Origin of the sequence: Paraburkholderia sp. CI3 (assembly GCF_050436505.1) — a bacterium.
Classification (GTDB): domain Bacteria; phylum Pseudomonadota; class Gammaproteobacteria; order Burkholderiales; family Burkholderiaceae; genus Paraburkholderia; species Paraburkholderia tuberum.
Genome location: NZ_JBNDMI010000003.1, coordinates 1,149,284 through 1,164,768, shown reverse-complemented (window position 1 = coordinate 1,164,768; position 15,485 = coordinate 1,149,284). Strand labels below are relative to the sequence as shown.

Genomic DNA, 15,485 nt, shown 5'->3' with positions numbered 1-15,485 from the left:
GAGAGGATCGCCGCAATGAGCATCGATACTGGTAACAGCACCGACACTCCCACGCCCAACCGTGCGCAGCTTGACGCCGCGGTAACTACCGCCGTGGGCTGTGCCGATGCGGGCAGTTCGCAGAGCATTCACAATCTGATGCTCGTGCATAGCGCGCGCCTATCGCAATTGAAGCGGACCGCAGCGGCGCTCAGGCAGCAGTATGGTGCGAGCGACCCCAACGTGAAAGCGGCAGAAGCAGCCGTCAAAACCGGTGCCGCGCGGGTCGCACGGCTCTCGGCAGCGCATCAGCAGGCATCTACGCCCGCGCCACAGGTGTCGGCGACGGGCTGGGCGCTGCAGGGGCGAGTTTTCAGTTCGACATTGCAGCCGGTGCAGCATCTGACCGTATTTCTGGTCGATGCCAACAAGAAATTCGTGCGTGAATACGGATTCGCTTACACCGACAGTACCGGCTATTTTCTGATCAATTTCTCAGGCAATGCAGACGGTCAAACGAACACTCCGCAATTGTTTATCGAGATCGCGAATGCCAGCGGCAAACCGATCTATCTTGGTACGGATGTTTTTTCGCCCGCACCGGGCAGCACCACTTATTTGAACGTCGCGCTGCCGGCAGGCGAGCATCCCATCGGAAACCCGCCTGCGGATGTCCGGGCAGGAGCCATTCCCGGCAAAGGATGACAAAAGGCGCCGGCTTCAAGGCGAGCGGCGACGTGAACGAAATTCGTCCGGGCTCGCCGACTCGGTTCGAATACTTCCCGGCCGACAGCACATGGGACGTCGCGGCCACGCAGTTGTGCGAGCCGGGTGCACCGCAGTAGGGTCCGATTCCGACTTTGCGTTGCTCTCGCTTCACTGGCAACGATGCACGTACATTTGGCCGTTGTATCCATTCCCGCCGCACTGCTCGCCACTACATGATCAGGGTGCATCAAAATAGCCGTCGTACAACCGCCGGGCTATAGTGGCCGAATTGTGCACGCAGCCTGACCGGCACGCTATGAACTTTGGCGGCAATAGAAAGAAGATAGTCCTTTTATGAGGAGACGGCCGAGGTCGGCAGTCTGATCTGAGAGATACATGGGAACGCGAATCGTAGGAGGCGCTCCCCGTGGCTGCGGCTGTCCGCGCAGCCGTGCACCGCAAGGTTCACAATGACGATTTGAAATCCCCGAGCGACTTAACGCGAACGAACGACTGGCCGATCAAAAGTAAGCGCTAATTTGATCGCACGCGCACGCGCATGAATGTCGCCTAGCGCTGCAAATCTGCTGGCGCGGAAGCGGGACGTCTGCGTATGATTTTCTTTGCTCAGGCGGCGTTGGTCGAAGCCTGAGACTGCATGAACCGAAACGGCAGTAGGTCGCTTATGTCGGCGTCATGTGCCCGTTAGGGCAGTTGAGTCAGGACGTGAAGCAGGTACGTGTATGGCTCGACGTTGCACGCGCGGCATGTAAGCACGAGACTGTAGATGACGGCGCTGGCTTTCGCTCCAGCGACCGTGTCGCTAAAGAGCCAAACTTTTCTGCTGGTGGCAAACGGTGTGAGCAGCGGCGTCAATTTCGTCTAGAACAGACGGTTTGAAACTCACCATGGCGCAGGCGATCACAGGGTAGCGGGATCGGTGCCGTCCTGGTCTTTCATGCGGTAGCTTTTGCCTTCGATGACGACGGTCTCGGCATGATGCAGAAGCCGGTCGAGCAGCGCGGAGGTCAGTGTGCTGTCGTGATTGAAGATCTCTGCCCAGTGCTTGAACGGTAAGCGCGTCTCCATCACCGTGTAGATTTCGTCGTTGAGTTTGGCTACTTTGGTGCCCACCAAATGAATGGTGGACGCAACAGTGGACAGCTCTGCGCAAACCAAACGATCCAAGCGACCCAATTTTTCGGTCGAGTTCAAGCGACAGATCGTCGAGGCGACGCTCAAGCCGGGCGCGTCGGCTGCGCTCATCGCTCGCGAGCACGACATCAATGCCAATCTGCTGTTCAAATGGCGTCGTCATTATCTTGCCGGCGATTTCGGCATGCCCGACGTGCCTTTGCCAGAGGTGCCTGCGCTCAACTGGCTACCAGTGGCCGTAGCTGAGCCTTTACCGGAAGTGCCGGCGTGCCCCTCGTCGGACAGCGCCGGCACCTACGAGGTCGAATGCGGCGACGTCCGGCTACGCCTGAGCGCTGACACGCCCATCGCAACCCTGATCAAGATTGTGCGGGGTCTTGCCCGATGAGCCTTCTGATGCTGCCGTCCGCCGTTGGCCTGCCGTCCGGATCCCGAGTGTGGCTGGCCGCTGGGGTCACCGACATGCGAGCCGGGTTCAACAGTCTCGCCGCCAAGGTGCAGACCGTGCTTGAACGAGATCCGTTCTGCGGGCACGTCTTCGTGTTTCGGGGCAAACGCGGGAGTCTCGTGACATAGTGCATCCTTTGGTTAAAAGCCGGGCAGTTTGAGTGACTTATCTGCTTCCTGTCGGGCCTTGAAGTGAGGTGGGCGCCGTTCCTTGATAGCCCGTACACCTTCCCTGACGGCTTCGGAATCGAGTGCAGCAACAGGAACCTGCCAGGGCGCCGAGGGCATGAGCTGGGTCGCCGGCAGTATTCCCTCACGTATCAGGCGGTGGATCGAGCTCCCGTAGATTCCCAGTCGTCGTGAGGCCTCTTCCACGCTGATCGTCTCCGCATGCGATGCCCTTGGATCGAATGGCGCAATTCCTAGCCGTTCGCGCAGTTCGGTAACACGGACCGTGGTCCAGGTCTTGCCGTCTGGCGATTTGCATCGCATGCGGTTCATGGTCACCGCAAGCTCCCTGTCCGGCCACTGCCCACCGAGCTTGCGCATGACCTCAACAGCACTGAAGTGTTGGCTGGATGGATATCGACCAACATTTACCCGTGCGACGCGTAGCTCAGTGTGCCGACCACCCGTCCAGTGAACGGTTGCGACCGCTTCATTCGTGATGTCGTCCAGATCAATCACGACTTCATGAATGAGAATACGGGTCAGCCGCTGCTTTGTCCGCATGTCAGTGCCCGGTGCATTCCACGTCGCTGGGAGATCGTGTGCGAGCGTCATCAGCTGTGCCTGGTCGATCGCGGGCCGACTTGCGACCTCGCGGTCCAGAAGCGCTGCGCGCTCTTCGAGGTGAGCGACACGCTCGAGGGCCGCATTCCAGCGCGCTTCAAGCTCGCGCGCAACCAACCGCCTCATCGGATCGACAACCTCATACCGGCGTGCGGCGAGAGATGCGTCGTAGCGCGCTTCCTCGATCTCGCAGGCCAACGCGCGACGCACATCGTCATCTGCGCGCGATGTTTGCTGTGCAGCACGAATGGCTGCTTCCACTGCATGCTCCGAAACGGCTTCGATAATCGCGGCCGCCACCGCCTTGTCGACACGTACTCCACCGATTCCGATACAGAGAATCGCTCCGACATGTGCCTCGTCGCCGCGGCAGTAATAGCGATGCGCGTGACCGGCTCTCATGCCGTAGTTCACCCGCATCATTCGACCGCATCGGCCACATCGCGCCAGGCCAGTCAGCAATGCGCGTCCGCCACGAGCAGATCGGCGGGAAGCCCGCTTCTTCATGTGTGTGTTCTCGGCAATCATCCTTTGATGCTCCTCGAACTGATCCCACGTGATATACCCAGGGTGATGGTCTCGCAACAGGACGCTCCAGTCCTTCATCGGTTTGGAGTGGCCTTCAGTCTTGCGAGCCCGTCCGTCGACGACGGCAGTGCGTTGGGTCGTCCTTCCAAACACATACGCCCCAGCATAAACCGGATGTTCCAGGATCTGGACAACCGTATGATATGCAGGCCGGCTCCATTCGATCCGGATGCCGGCGGGGCCGTGCCGCGTTACGGGCAGCTTCACGTCGGATTGTATGGCCCATAGCAGCACCTGACGGGCACTGCCAAGTTCGCGGAACTTACGGAATAGCACCCTGATGGACTCGGCAACCCGTTCGTCTGGATCCATCTCTATCTGCCCAAGCTCGTTCCAGCAGTAGCCGGGAGGTAGCGCGAAGCGCAATTCCCCACGCCGGGCCTTCGAATCACGGGCGGCAATGCCGCGCTGTCGCAGCAGACTGAGTTCGTACTCCGACATCGTTCCTTTGAGTCCAAGCAGGAGTCGATCGTTGACCAGCCTCGGGTCATAAATACCGTCGTGATCAACCACGACCGTGCCGACCAGTGCGCAAAGATCAATGAGATGGTGCCAATCGCGGCCGTTGCGCGCGAGTCGTGCAGCCTCGAGACAGTACACGGCGCCGACGGATCCTGCGCACACTGACGCGACCAGCTTCTGGAATCCGGGCCGCTCGACACTGAACGTCCAAGATCATCGTCGATGGTTGTTACTGAAGCAAAGCCCATGGCTCGCGCAGATTCGGCGAGCGCGTACTGACGATTCTGGCTCTCCGTGTGCTCCACTACCTGGCTCATGGTTGACTGCCGGACATAAACGACTGCACCGCGGCAGAGGTGCTCAGCGGAAATCTTCTGGCTCATCGCGATCTCCTGAGTCGTTTGTGTTCACGGGTCTGCCCAGCGCTTCCAGCAGAAGTGCCGCGAGCGCGTCGATCACTTCCTCCCGTCGATTCCCAACTATGGCTGCGTTGAAGGTTGGATCTCGATGCAGTTCCAGCGGAAGTTGTACGCCGGGTTCTCTTTGCGGTCGTCTCATCGGAATGGCCCTCCGTTGACAGAGGTTTCGATGATCCTCCTTCGACGGAGTGGCGCTTTCGATCAGACAGGACGCGGTACAGGAAGGCCAGCGCTTCGGCGCTCACTTGCGGTTCGCCGAGCGACATTGCCGAGCATATCGACGCATCGAGCATCCAGGCTGGCAGCTCGCGGGAGATCTGTTGCGGAACGTCGAGGTGAACCATCTGATTGCCGCGGCGCCCGGTACGGCGGACCAGCCTGTATTCCTGGCCGTAGGCGGGATGCCAGCGGTATGCGATCGTAACAATTTGCGATCGGTATGTTGAATATCGTGCGGCTTGGCGATCTGCTCAAAGTGCTGTGGTGGAGCGGCGATGGCATGTGCCTGCTGATGAAACGACTCGAGAAGGGGCGCTTCGTATGGCCTCAAGCCGACGGTGGGATTGTCTGCCTGAGCCCGGCGCAACTATCGATGCTGCTGGAAGGCATCGACTGGCGGCAACCGACGAGAACGGCACGACCGACCTCGGCGTTGTAAACGTCGTTGCCCGCGCGTAAACTGGTCGCATGACGCGCGCGAGCCCACTTCCCGACGATGTCGAAACGCTGAAGGCGATGCTGCTCAGCCAGGAGGCGGCGCTGCGCGAGCGCGACGCGCAGGTGGTCAAACTGCAGGAAACGGTCGACTCGCAACAAGCCGCGCTGGCCTCGCGCATAGCCGAGGTCGAACACCTAAAGCTGCTCATTGCCAAGCTGCGCCGTATGCAGTTCGGTCGCAAGTCGGAGAAGCTGGACCATCAGATCGAGCAACTCGAGCTGCGCCTCGAAGAGCTTGAGGCCGACGAAGGCGCGGCGCCGGTCGAAATCCCGAAGACGCCGCGCACGGTTGCGGAACAGGCGCCGCGCAAGCCACTGCCAGAACATCTGCCGCGCGAGCTCCGAACGTACTTGCCCGAATCTGCCGGGAAATGCTCCGAGTGCGGTGGCGAGATGAAGTCGCTGGGCGAAGACGTGGCCGAACAGCTTGAGTACGTACCGGCCAGCTTCCGGGTCATCCGTCATGTGCGCCCGAAGCTTGCGTGCGTGTGTTGCGATCACATCTCTCAGGCGCCTGCACCGAGCCGGCCCATCGAACGTGGTCTCGCCGGCCCAGGGCTGCTGGCACACGTGCTGGTCTCGAAGTTCGCAGACCATGTACCGCTTTACCGGCAGTCGGTCATGTACGCGCGAGAAGGCGTCGAGCTTGGTCGCTCGCTACTTGCGAAGTGGGTCGGTCACGCGGCGATGCTGCTGCAGCCGCTCGTTGAAACGCTGCGTCGACACGTGATGTCGGCGACGAAACTGCACGCCGACGACACACCGGTTCCAGTGCTTGCGCCGGGCAACGGCAAGACGAAGACCGGTCGCCTGTGGGTGTACGTGCGCGATGACCGGGCATCGGCCGACACGACGCCGCCGGCGGTGTGGTTTGCCTATACACCGGATCGCAAGGGCGCCCATCCGCAGCAGCATCTCAAGTCGTTCAACGGTAAGCGCGCGATTTCCCCCACCTGGCTTTTGCGTCTGGCAGGATCCACGATTGCGTCCGCAACCACAACTTGCGGACGCAATTTATGACCCAGGATGACCTTTCATTTTTGCCGTTGCGGGTGACACGCGTTGGGGTGGGCGGCAAGCGCAGCTTCGATTCTATGGACAAGCGACGGCTGGTGGAGGCCTGCCTGCAGCCGGGTGCATCTTTGTCTGCGCTGGCGCTGAAGGCCGGGGTGAACGCCAACCAGCTGCGTAAATGGGTTCGGCTGCATCGGCAGGCGGAAATGCCCTTGAGCGACAACGACATGGCCGCTTCAGCGTCGGCGTTTGTGCCGGTCGTCGCGATCGCCAATCCCGCACCGGCGCGTGCTTCGATGCCGTCTGCAAGCGCGCAGCAACAACATCAGTCGTCGCATCTGTCTTCGCGCTCGCCGACATCAGCATGGCTATCGGCCCAGTTGCCCAATGGCGTGAAGCTTGAGCTCGAATGCTCGGAACGCGATGCCGCCCTCGTGAGCGCCATGATCGCGGCATTGGGACGGTGCTGATGTTTCGCTTCGAAGCTGATTTGAAGGTGTTCCTGCACCGCGAGCCGATTGACTTCCGGGCAGGCATCAACAGTCTGGTGACGCTGGTCGAGCAATCCATGCAACTGGACCCGTTTGCGCGCGCCGTATACGCCTTCCACAACCGCAGACGCAACCGGATCAAGCTGCTCTTTTACGAGCGCAACGGTTTCTGGCTGATGTTGCGGCGCCTCGAGGAAGATCACTTCATCTGGCCGCGCCGGCAACAGGCGGTAATCGAGCTGACGACCGAGCAGCTACGCTGGCTGCTCGAGGGCATCGACATCGATGCAATGCACCGTCATCCGGCGCGGCGGTACCGCCACGCCAGCTAACGACCGGCATGCAGGTCAATACGCAACGGGGGACGGTTACAAATCTCCGTAAACCTGTAGCGCGTTGCATTCGGCTATCCTGGGAGCATGAATGAAGATGACTTCTCCCGGTTGCCGCCGGCCGCCCAGGCCTATATCCGTGAACTTGAGTCAAGCAATCGTCAGCTGGGCGAACGCATTGCCCAGCTGGAGGAGCAGTTCCGCCTGGCGCAGAGCAAACGCTTCGCCCCGGGCAGCGAGAAGCTACGCGATCGTGTGTTCGACGAGGCTGAGCAGATCGCTGCTGCCACCGAAGCGCATGACGAGGACGTCGCTGACAACACCTTTACACTGCCCGATACTGGCCTTCCGGATGCGCCGGAACCGGTACGGCGCAGTCCTGGACGCAAACCGCTGCCGGCGGATCTGCCACGTCAGCGCATCGAATACGACCTGCCTGATGACCAGAAGATATGTCCGTGCTGCTCGCACGAGCTTCACCGTATGGGAGAAGAGGTCAGCGAGCAGCTGCATATCGAGGCGAAGGCGTCGGTGTTGCAGCACGTGCGTTTCAAGTACGCGTGTCGGCATTGCGAGCGCCACGCCGAACGCACGCCGGTGATCACCGCACCGATGCCGCCGCAGCCATTGCCGGGCAGCAACGCCAGTGCGGCGATGATCGCCACCGTGACTGCTGGCAAGTATGTTGACGGAACACCGCTATACCGGATGGCAAACGCATTGGGGCGCGCCGACATTGAAGTTGGACGCGGCACACTGGCCAACTGGATCATCCGGCCCGCCGAGCTGCACTATAGCCGGCTCTATGAGGCCCTACGCAGGACGCTGCTGGCGCAGTCGTTGATTCACGGTGACGAGACAACGGTGCAGGTACTCAAGGAACCGGGCCGTGCGGCGCAGAGCACCTCGTACATGTGGACGTATCGCAGTGCCGAAGACAGCACGCAGCCGGTCGTGCTGTTCGACTACCAGCCGGGGCGCGGGCAGGAATATCCGCAGGCGTTCCTCGCGGGCTATCAGGGCCTGCAGTACTGCCGGGCCGGATGACGTCGTACAGCGTCGATTTCGATGCCATCTAAGAGCCAATGCAGCTGCTCGGTCGTCAACTCGATCACGGGCTGCTTCCGGGATGGCCACGCGAAGTGGTCTGCCTCAAGGCGTTTCAACATCAGCCAGAAGCCCGAGCGTTCGTATAACAAGAGCTTGACGCGGTTGCGTTTGGGATTATGGAACGCGAACACGGCGCGAGCGAAGGAGTCGAGCTGCATCGACTGCTCAAACAACGCCGTGAGGCTATTGATTCCCGCCCTCAAGTCAATCGGTTCGCGATGCAAATAAACGCGAAGGTCGGACTCAAGGCGGAACATCAACGCTCTCCCAGCGCGGCGATCAACGCCGCGACGAGCGTCGCATCGTGCCGTGAGCACTCAAGTTCGACTGTTACCCCGTTCGGGAGATGCGCTGACAGGCGCGCCGTTGGTCGCGACGCAGTCGCTGATTGCTTGTGACTAGACGCCGCCGGTAGCGCCGCAGGCTCGAGAGCGGGCTGCGCAGAGCCCGGTTCAATAGCAAGGACCGGGATGAAAGCCGCCGCTGACGGCTCGACCGTGCTTCGTGCTGCACGAGCAGAGTTTGCCTTCTCATGTAGCCTTATCCACTTGTGAAGCTGGTTTGCGTTCACCTGAGCCCTGAGTGCGAGCCCAGCGATTGACGCCCCTGGTCGAAAGCACGCCTCAATCAGTCGGCGCTTCCCGTCAGGGTCGTATCGTCGTTTGCCGTTGGAGCATTCTCGAATGACTCGGAGTGGCAGAAAGTCAAACTCATCGTCGCTCATCGTCTGCGTCCGCAATGTGGGTTGCGGACGCAATCGTCGCTCTTAGAAGCCGACAAAGTTAGATGTGCTAATTTTAGCGCTTACGGTCATCCCGTTCTTCGTCTATCCGCCGGAAGTGCGCAAGATCATATACACAACGAACGCGATCGAGAGCATGCACATGCAGTTGCGCAAGATCGTCAAGAACCGCGGCCACTTTCCCAGCGACGAAGCAGCCAGCAAACTGCTGTATCTCGCCTTGCGCAACATCGAAAAGGACTGGAAGATGCCGCCCATCACCTGGCGGCAGGCGGTCAGTCAATTCGCCCTCCTGTTTGGCGAACGCTTCACGAACGCCATGAGCTGAGACCTTTTAACCGACCTCGGCACACAAGATTTCTGACACCTCCTCGAGCGATGGTACCCGACGCTCGCGAGCAACGATCGCGCTCACCATATCGCGGCATAGAGCCCCAGCTTTGGCGCGGTCTCCTACACCGACACGCCTTGATGACCATGATCGCTTACGCCTTTCTCCAATCCCGCCGCCTCAGAGCAGCGGGACGGAAAAAAAGAGTCGGTGGACCGCCGCGACAACCGAGCATGCCGGCCATCAGGCAAGCCATCCTCGATCTCTTCGCACGGCCTCCGCCCAAGCGATGCCCTCACTGTGAGAAACTTCTCACCGAACCTGGCCAGCCGAAACTGCCAAAGTAGTGCTAGGAACATCCTTACCTTGCTCGACATTGATGATGCGAGAAGATCGACTTAGTTCTTCGGCTACCCGCAGTTGATGAGACACCGTGCTACGCGGCGAGAGCCGCCGTTTGAAGCTGGTTTTGTCAGAAGGCTGTTGGCGTGATGAACCGAAGCTCGCCGCCCCTGGTGGCGAAGACTCGCGGGCTGACTTAGTGACCATCGGCCGAAACCGGCGCGCGGTCGCCGAGGGGTGGGTCGAGCTTCGCATGAGCGACGGCGCTTCGATCCCCCACGCGGACAAGAGCTTCGGCAAAGCGCTCGCGGTTCACACGTTGTATTTTTGGGGGATCCGACGGTATGTCTGAGACGTGATGCGTCATTCAGTTATTATTATCAATAGGTTAATGTTTGTGATCCCACAAGGCTCTGTCTCCCGGAGTGATCCCACATCTCTAATCTTACTGTGTCACATAATTAGTTGCGCGCTCTATTGCCGTACAGGAAGAGAGCCATCGTTGCATGAGCCTTAGTCCAAGCAGAATGCGCAACGTAGTAATGGAATCAGGAACGTGGCGTTGAGCGCGCTGGACTGCCCCGGGGGATGTAATCCGGGGGAAGGGCAGGCAGCGCGCGTTCAAGGAAGTTTTTTTTATCGCGTCCATCTGATTGCATCCGGAGTCGCTGAGCCATCAGAAACCCATACGCAGCGATACTCAGTGTGGCGTGGTGGTGAAAGCCACGCCAGCCTCGCCCTTCATAATGACCGAGCCCGAACTCCTGTTTCAGGTCCTGATAGTCGCGCTCGATGCGCCAGCGCATTTTGGTCACGAACACAAGCTGCTCAAGTGTCGCCTCCTCGGGGGCGGTAGTGAGAAAGTATTTGAGCGGCTCCGGATCGCCATCAGGCCATTCAATAAGCAGCCACTCTTCGTCGCGAACGGTGCTTCGCCAATAGTCGCGATGTGCGGGACGAACCCGTACGGCGGCAAAGCGCGAGGAAAGTGCTGCGTTGCTGCCTTCGCGCCAGGTTACGGATTGCCAGGCGCTTACGGGTAATTGCATGGCCAGTTCCTTCACGGCGATCGGCTCGTGGCCGGGCGCACGGCGCAACAATGTCGGTGGCTTGCCGCGCCCGCTCCAGGGCTTGGGCGGAAGCGGCGCCGTACCTGGTGCCCACACAGAGGTGCCCGGCCGGATCCCTACCGCGTACAACAAACCCAGTTCCGTTACGCCCTCCCGGAAAGCGGTTTCGTCGCCATACCCAGCATCGGCCAGCACGATGCCCGGTGCAATGCCGGATGCTATAGCCTCGCGAAGCTGGGCCAGCGCAATCTGAGGCTTGGTCTCGAAGGCCAGATCGTCGGGAATGCCCGCACGACGGGCACGTTCCCGGTCGTCAATCCATTCCTTGGGGACATACAGCTGCCAGGCAATCGGCAGGCTGCCGCGTTGCGTCGCGATCGACAGGCTCACTGCAACCTGGCAGTTGTCCTGCTTTCCGAGTTGCCCACAGTACTGACGTGCCACCCCGACCGAATGACGTCCCTTCTTTGGAAAGCCGGTGTCGTCAATGATCCAGTAGTAGCCGCTTTCTTCAGCAGCGTGCGCGTCTAACGCTGGCATCACCCATTCGCGTACCCGCTGCAGGACCGCCCGGGCAGACCATTCTGCCTTGGCCACAAAGTGATGGAGTGACTGGTGCTTCGCACTCGCGTGAAGTGGGTCAATGTGCGCGGCCATCGGCTCGACGCTCTTGCGCGACAGCGGCAACACCAGGCCCGAACAATAGCCCTTGAGGCCGGCATGACGATCGGCGTGTCCTAACGCCTGCCCCAGATGATTCAGATACGCGTCAAATTCGTCGACATCTGCGCTCATCGCGATCGCCCGAAGTCTGTATTATTCAATACTACCAGGTATCACCTTGCTGCAAATGAATTTTGTGACACAGTAAGACTAAGACGAGATGTGGGAGACCCAAAGAGACGTTTTCAGGGCTTGGCTTTGGGAGCCGTCGACCAGACGGTGCTGGGGGCGTTGAGCTTGGGATCGCGGACAGCTTCCCATTCATAGGCTACAAAGTAGTTGTAGAGATTTGGGCGGAGCGCCTGGAAGGTCTCCGGCTGCTGGATAAAGAGCGAGAGATTCTCGGCGTAGAACTCTTTGTCACTGGTCTTGCCGTAGTCGGTGATGGCCTTGGCTCGGCCTCCGTCTTTCTTCGCTGCTTCGAGGAATTTGGGGAGATTATGGGCCTCTCCCTTCGCGATCTGCCCCCCGGGTTTCTCGGCCGGAGCGAAGTCGATGGCGTGGCCCAATTCATGATCGAGGAGGCGGGCGAAATCGGCATCCTGGGCGGTAACCATCTTCTGGAACAAGGTGATGCTTTTCTTCCACGGGCCGGTGTCGGATTTCTTGAAGCTGAAGTCGAAGGAGGCTGGTTCGCCGTCGGCGCCGGTCTGCTTGGGTGAGGTCTCGAAGGTGACGTCTCGGATGCGCATAATAAGCGCTTCGTCGACCGTGCCGAGTGAGCGCTCGATCTTTTCCCAGAGGGCGTCGTCGGTGATGGAGGAGCCCCGCTTGAGCCGGTAGGGCACGACTTTGCGCTTTTCTATGTCCTTGACCGCGCCGGGATCGGACATTCCCTTGGCGGGGGAGCCGATGGCTTCGACGAGGATCTTGGCTGTGATCTTGCCGGCGGCTTCGCGGCCGACACATGTGAATCGGAAGCTGCCCTTGGGGCCTCCGTACCGGGTGAGATCGAGGCTCTCGATGTGAACCAGATGCAGGCGATTGGAGTGGGCTTTGCCGTCGCTTCCAGGCTGGAGGTCGAAGACACTGAGAGCGACCTGGCGCAGTCCGCTATAGAGATCGGACTTGACCTTGTCATCTTTGAGGGCTTCGATGGCCGGGACTTCGATATCGATATCGGCGTTGAGGTTGGTGGCGGCGACGACGGTTCCCTTCAGCCCGAAGAACTGTTTCAGAATTAGAGGACTGCTCAGGGCGTCTGTATCGAACTTGAGGCTTTGCCGGTCGGTTTCGGAGAACTGGGCGAGCGAGGTCGGTGTGGGGTTGGGTGCGCGCATGAGGACGCTGGGCGGTCCGGGAGCGCGCTGCTGCTGGACGACATGGGTGAGCTCGTGCGCAAGAAGATGGCGGCCGGCGGCGGTGTGCTGCGCATACTCTCCTGCGCCGAACACGATGTCACGACCTGCGGTATAGGCACGAGCCTGGATGACACGTGCGCCGGCGGCGGCGCTGCTATCGGTGTGGATGCGGACCTGGCTGAAGTCGTGGCCGAAGCGCGGCTGAAAGTAGGAGAGCTGGTCTTTGGGCATCGGTGTGCCGCCGCGCTGGGCTGCGTCGACTGCTGTGGTTGTATCCAGATTTACCGTAGAGCGCACCGTCCTCGCAGGTGTGCTGCGGATGGAGGACTGCTGCAAGGATACCGCTGGACGCACGGTTTCGGTGGCGACGTGATCTGCTTCCTTCTTTGAGGCATGGGATGGAAAGCTTACAGTCGCTTTGCGCTGGATTGGCGCGAGGTTGATGCGGGCGAAGTCGCCAACAGGAGGCGCACCGTCGGGCGCCGGCATGCGCATGACCTCATCGGCGATCTGATCGGCTTCCTGCTCCGCCGCGTCACCCGGCGAGCTGATGGAGAGTTTCGCCTGGATATCCGCGCTCCTGGAAGACACCGGTGTGACCGGCGAGTGGACCGGTATCTTTGCAAAGTCGAAGCCCTTGGTGGCCGCATACGGCGAACCACGATCCTTGCTTCCGCGCCCCGCTTCCAAGCCGGCGCATGGCGGTGTTACCGAGTGCGCGGGTGCGGGCAGCAGGGAAGAGCGCTTTGACGGGGTGCGGGCCGAAATTAGGAGGGGCGCTTTCATCGGGTCAACCTTTCAGCGCAGGACGAAGGAGGCGGGCCCGCGGATCGACAGTCTCGATATTCCTCTCATCCTGTCTCCCACTGCCATGGGCTAATCCTAACCGAACCACTTCTGCCGACCGAGCATTCATTTCGTGGTACTCCCGACTCCTTGGCATGTGTTGTTGATAATCTTTTTCAACCCTTCGAAGAAATGCTGGTGCATTTGACGTTTCGGGGCTCAATCCCAGGACACGTTCGGCATCTGCGTGGTTGGCGGGCTGCTCACGAATTTTTTGAAGGCCTCCTGATGCAGGCGTCCCCCGGAAACGCCAACTAGGCAAGATGAACGAGACCCATAACATATAAGACTAGCATACTCACGACCGCAGGGGCGTTCATGTCATTCAAATTGGCCGCGCAACAAAAAGCCCGCGATGCAGGCAGGCTCGTGTCTGATCCCTGCGGCCGGCGCAGTTGCGCCTCGCGAACCCGCCAAGGGGATCTGTCATGGCGGATACGATTGTGGGTGTGGACATTGCCAAGAACGTGATGCAGGTCCACTGGGTGAATCCGGATACCGGAGATTGTGAACCGGGCGATCAGGAGAGAGGCGTTTCTTGAGTATTTTGCGAATCGGGAGAGATGTCTTGTTGGGATGGAATCATGCAGTGGGTCGCAGCACTGGGCCCGGCGGCTGATCGAAATGGGGCATCAGGTAAAGCTGATGCCGGCGAAGTTCGTCAAAGCCTTCAACATCCGTAAAGAATGATGCTGCCGACGCGCGTGCGATCTGGATGGCGACCCAGGTCGAGTGCAAGCAGGTTGCAGTGAAAACTGAAGCGCAGCAGGCCGTGCTTGCTTTGCACCGTATGCGTCAGCAACTTGTGAAATTCCGTACGATGCAGATCAACAGTCTCCGCAGACTGTTAAGCGAGTACGGCGAGGTGATGGCAGGAGGTAGGGCAGCGCTTGAAAAGGGGATGGCCGGAGTTCTGGAAAGGTTGTCAGGACGTCTTCCCGCGATATTGATCGACTCGCTGCGAGAGCAATGGAGAGGCCTGGATACGATCGACCGGCAGATCGGTCAGATCGAGCGCCGGTTGCGGGAGTGGATGAAGGACGATCACTCAGCCAAAGCGATCGCAGCAATTCCTGGCGTAGGGCTACTCACTTCGACGGCGGCAGTGGCAACGATGGGACACGCCGAAGCCTTCAGATCCGGCCGCGAGTTCGCTGCATGGCTGGGTCTTGTGCCGGGCCAGACTGGCTCCGGCGGAACTATCAGGCTGCTCGGAAGTATCTACGGACGCTGTTGATTCACGGAGCCAGATCTGTCCTGATACGCGTGTCCGGCAAACTCGATGCCCGAAGCCGCTGGCTGCAGGAGTTGATTGCGCGTCGAGGCTATAACAGGGCGTGCGTTGCACTTGCCAACAAGAACGCGCGCATCATTCAGGTACTTCTGAGCACCGAAGCCACCTACAAACCTGTTGCACTTGCCGATTCGTGAAGGTACTGAAGCTATGAAGGGCTCATGTTAGTCATAGTCACATAACCATCATTGGTTTGCGAAGCTTCCTGATTGTGATGACAAAACCGGTTAGACCAGCGTCCCAGGATCCTGTACTTTCTGCCGGCCGATAAAAAAGGCCGAACTGCTGCCAAGGACGGGACGCGCGGATCTCATCAAGGCTGCGGGCATGCAGGCAAGCCCACCAAGCAAGCCGGATACATGTTTGCAGACTGTTTTACATCACGAAAGAAGCTTGCAAAACGCGTCGGATCCATACATGCATGAAGTGGATCTGCAGGGTCGTCGCAACCGGAAACGGCGGCCTTCCAGTCTTACCCTTCGGATAGTGCGGTTCGATCAACGCAATCAATTTCGACCATGGCACAACGCGCTTCATCTCATCGAGAAATTCCCGCTTGCGCGTGCGTTTCGTTGAAAGATTAAGACCAAGACCGACCTGTGTCATCGACGAACTCCTTTAA

14 protein-coding genes and 7 pseudogenes are annotated in these 15,485 nt (G+C 59.8%); 11 read left to right on the top strand and 10 right to left on the bottom strand.

The window, feature by feature from the left end; translation table 11 throughout:
* Positions 1 to 15 precede the first annotated feature (15 nt).
* Both OKW29_RS14015 and OKW29_RS14010 read left to right on the top strand, forming a co-directional pair.
* Positions 16 to 684: a hypothetical protein gene (locus tag OKW29_RS14015; protein ID WP_429291479.1), complete on the top strand. Its 669-nt coding sequence runs from the start codon at positions 16 to 18 to the stop codon at positions 682 to 684.
* Positions 681 to 824 carry a hypothetical protein gene (locus OKW29_RS14010; protein WP_429291478.1) on the top strand — a complete coding sequence of 48 codons (144 nt, stop codon included), beginning with the start codon at positions 681 to 683 and terminating at the stop codon, positions 822 to 824. Before OKW29_RS14015 ends, OKW29_RS14010 begins: the two co-directional genes overlap by 4 nt.
* A gap of 490 nt (positions 825 to 1,314) precedes the next feature.
* Here the strand turns inward: OKW29_RS14010 and OKW29_RS14005 are convergent.
* Positions 1,315 to 1,542 (bottom strand): annotated as a pseudogene (locus tag OKW29_RS14005) (transposase domain-containing protein); the annotation flags it as partial.
* Between the two features lie 66 nt (positions 1,543 to 1,608).
* Complete coding sequence (locus OKW29_RS14000) at positions 1,609 to 1,821, bottom strand: ATP-binding protein (RefSeq protein ID WP_429291477.1); 213 nt, start codon at positions 1,819 to 1,821, stop codon at positions 1,609 to 1,611.
* Between the two features lie 22 nt (positions 1,822 to 1,843).
* Between OKW29_RS14000 and tnpA (OKW29_RS13995) the strand changes: the two genes are divergently transcribed.
* Both tnpA (OKW29_RS13995) and tnpB (OKW29_RS13990) read left to right on the top strand, forming a co-directional pair.
* Complete coding sequence (gene tnpA, locus OKW29_RS13995) at positions 1,844 to 2,230, top strand: IS66-like element accessory protein TnpA (protein ID WP_429291476.1); 387 nt, start codon at positions 1,844 to 1,846, stop codon at positions 2,228 to 2,230.
* Positions 2,227 to 2,418 (top strand): IS66 family insertion sequence element accessory protein TnpB, encoded by a 192-nt coding sequence (gene tnpB, locus OKW29_RS13990; RefSeq protein ID WP_081923009.1) that lies wholly within the window; start codon positions 2,227 to 2,229, stop codon positions 2,416 to 2,418. Before tnpA (OKW29_RS13995) ends, tnpB (OKW29_RS13990) begins: the two co-directional genes overlap by 4 nt.
* Before the next feature lie 12 nt (positions 2,419 to 2,430).
* On the opposite strand, the gene OKW29_RS13985 is transcribed toward tnpB (OKW29_RS13990), so the two are convergent.
* The 3 genes and pseudogenes from OKW29_RS13985 to OKW29_RS13975 form a co-directional block, all read right to left on the bottom strand.
* On the bottom strand, positions 2,431 to 3,588 hold the full coding sequence (locus OKW29_RS13985; RefSeq protein WP_429292505.1) for a zinc ribbon domain-containing protein: 1,158 nt from the start codon (positions 3,586 to 3,588) through the stop codon (positions 2,431 to 2,433).
* Between the two features lie 18 nt (positions 3,589 to 3,606).
* Positions 3,607 to 4,317, bottom strand: a pseudogene (locus OKW29_RS13980) (recombinase family protein); the annotation flags it as partial.
* 174 nt (positions 4,318 to 4,491) lie between these two features.
* Positions 4,492 to 4,689: a hypothetical protein gene (locus OKW29_RS13975; RefSeq protein ID WP_429291475.1), complete on the bottom strand. Its 198-nt coding sequence runs from the start codon at positions 4,687 to 4,689 to the stop codon at positions 4,492 to 4,494.
* A gap of 300 nt (positions 4,690 to 4,989) precedes the next feature.
* On the opposite strand from OKW29_RS13975, the gene tnpB (OKW29_RS13970) reads away from it, so the two are divergent.
* The 5 genes and pseudogenes from tnpB (OKW29_RS13970) to tnpC (OKW29_RS13950) all read left to right on the top strand — a co-directional run.
* Entirely contained in the window at positions 4,990 to 5,208 is a 219-nt protein-coding gene (gene tnpB / locus OKW29_RS13970; protein WP_429291474.1) for an IS66 family insertion sequence element accessory protein TnpB, read from the top strand.
* Between the two features lie 29 nt (positions 5,209 to 5,237).
* A pseudogene (gene tnpC, locus OKW29_RS13965) lies at positions 5,238 to 6,200 on the top strand (IS66 family transposase); the annotation flags it as partial.
* Between the two features lie 83 nt (positions 6,201 to 6,283).
* A complete protein-coding gene (tnpA, locus tag OKW29_RS13960; RefSeq protein ID WP_429291473.1) occupies positions 6,284 to 6,751 on the top strand; it encodes an IS66-like element accessory protein TnpA in 468 nt (155 codons plus the stop codon).
* Positions 6,751 to 7,104, top strand: coding sequence for an IS66 family insertion sequence element accessory protein TnpB (tnpB, locus tag OKW29_RS13955; protein WP_166656338.1), 354 nt, complete (start codon positions 6,751 to 6,753; stop codon positions 7,102 to 7,104). Before tnpA (OKW29_RS13960) ends, tnpB (OKW29_RS13955) begins: the two co-directional genes overlap by 1 nt.
* 87 nt (positions 7,105 to 7,191) lie before the next feature.
* A pseudogene (tnpC, locus tag OKW29_RS13950) lies at positions 7,192 to 8,130 on the top strand (IS66 family transposase); the annotation flags it as partial.
* Here the strand turns inward: tnpC (OKW29_RS13950) and tnpB (OKW29_RS13945) are convergent.
* Positions 8,121 to 8,471 carry an IS66 family insertion sequence element accessory protein TnpB gene (tnpB, locus tag OKW29_RS13945; protein WP_429291472.1) on the bottom strand — a complete coding sequence of 117 codons (351 nt, stop codon included), beginning with the start codon at positions 8,469 to 8,471 and terminating at the stop codon, positions 8,121 to 8,123. The pseudogene tnpC (OKW29_RS13950) and the gene tnpB (OKW29_RS13945) sit on opposite strands and share 10 nt — an antisense overlap.
* Entirely contained in the window at positions 8,471 to 8,938 is a 468-nt protein-coding gene (gene tnpA, locus OKW29_RS13940; RefSeq protein WP_429291471.1) for an IS66-like element accessory protein TnpA, read from the bottom strand. The genes tnpB (OKW29_RS13945) and tnpA (OKW29_RS13940) overlap by 1 nt, the downstream gene beginning before the upstream one ends.
* A gap of 85 nt (positions 8,939 to 9,023) precedes the next feature.
* Between tnpA (OKW29_RS13940) and OKW29_RS13935 the strand changes: the two are divergent.
* Positions 9,024 to 9,284, top strand: a pseudogene (locus tag OKW29_RS13935) (transposase); the annotation flags it as partial.
* Positions 9,285 to 10,177: 893 nt separating this feature from the next.
* Here the strand turns inward: OKW29_RS13935 and OKW29_RS13930 are convergent.
* Together OKW29_RS13930 and OKW29_RS13925 are read right to left on the bottom strand one after the other, a co-directional pair.
* Entirely contained in the window at positions 10,178 to 11,494 is a 1,317-nt protein-coding gene (locus OKW29_RS13930; RefSeq protein ID WP_429291470.1) for an IS701 family transposase, read from the bottom strand.
* Positions 11,495 to 11,607: 113 nt separating this feature from the next.
* Positions 11,608 to 13,509, bottom strand: coding sequence for an eCIS core domain-containing protein (locus OKW29_RS13925; protein ID WP_429291469.1), 1,902 nt, complete (start codon positions 13,507 to 13,509; stop codon positions 11,608 to 11,610).
* A 488-nt stretch (positions 13,510 to 13,997) separates the two neighbouring features.
* Here OKW29_RS13925 and OKW29_RS13920 point away from each other — a divergent pair.
* Positions 13,998 to 15,000: pseudogene (locus tag OKW29_RS13920) on the top strand (IS110 family transposase).
* A gap of 274 nt (positions 15,001 to 15,274) precedes the next feature.
* Here OKW29_RS13920 and OKW29_RS13915 read toward each other — a convergent pair.
* Positions 15,275 to 15,469, bottom strand: a pseudogene (locus OKW29_RS13915) (IS5/IS1182 family transposase); the annotation flags it as partial.
* Between the last annotated feature and the right edge of the window lie 16 nt (positions 15,470 to 15,485).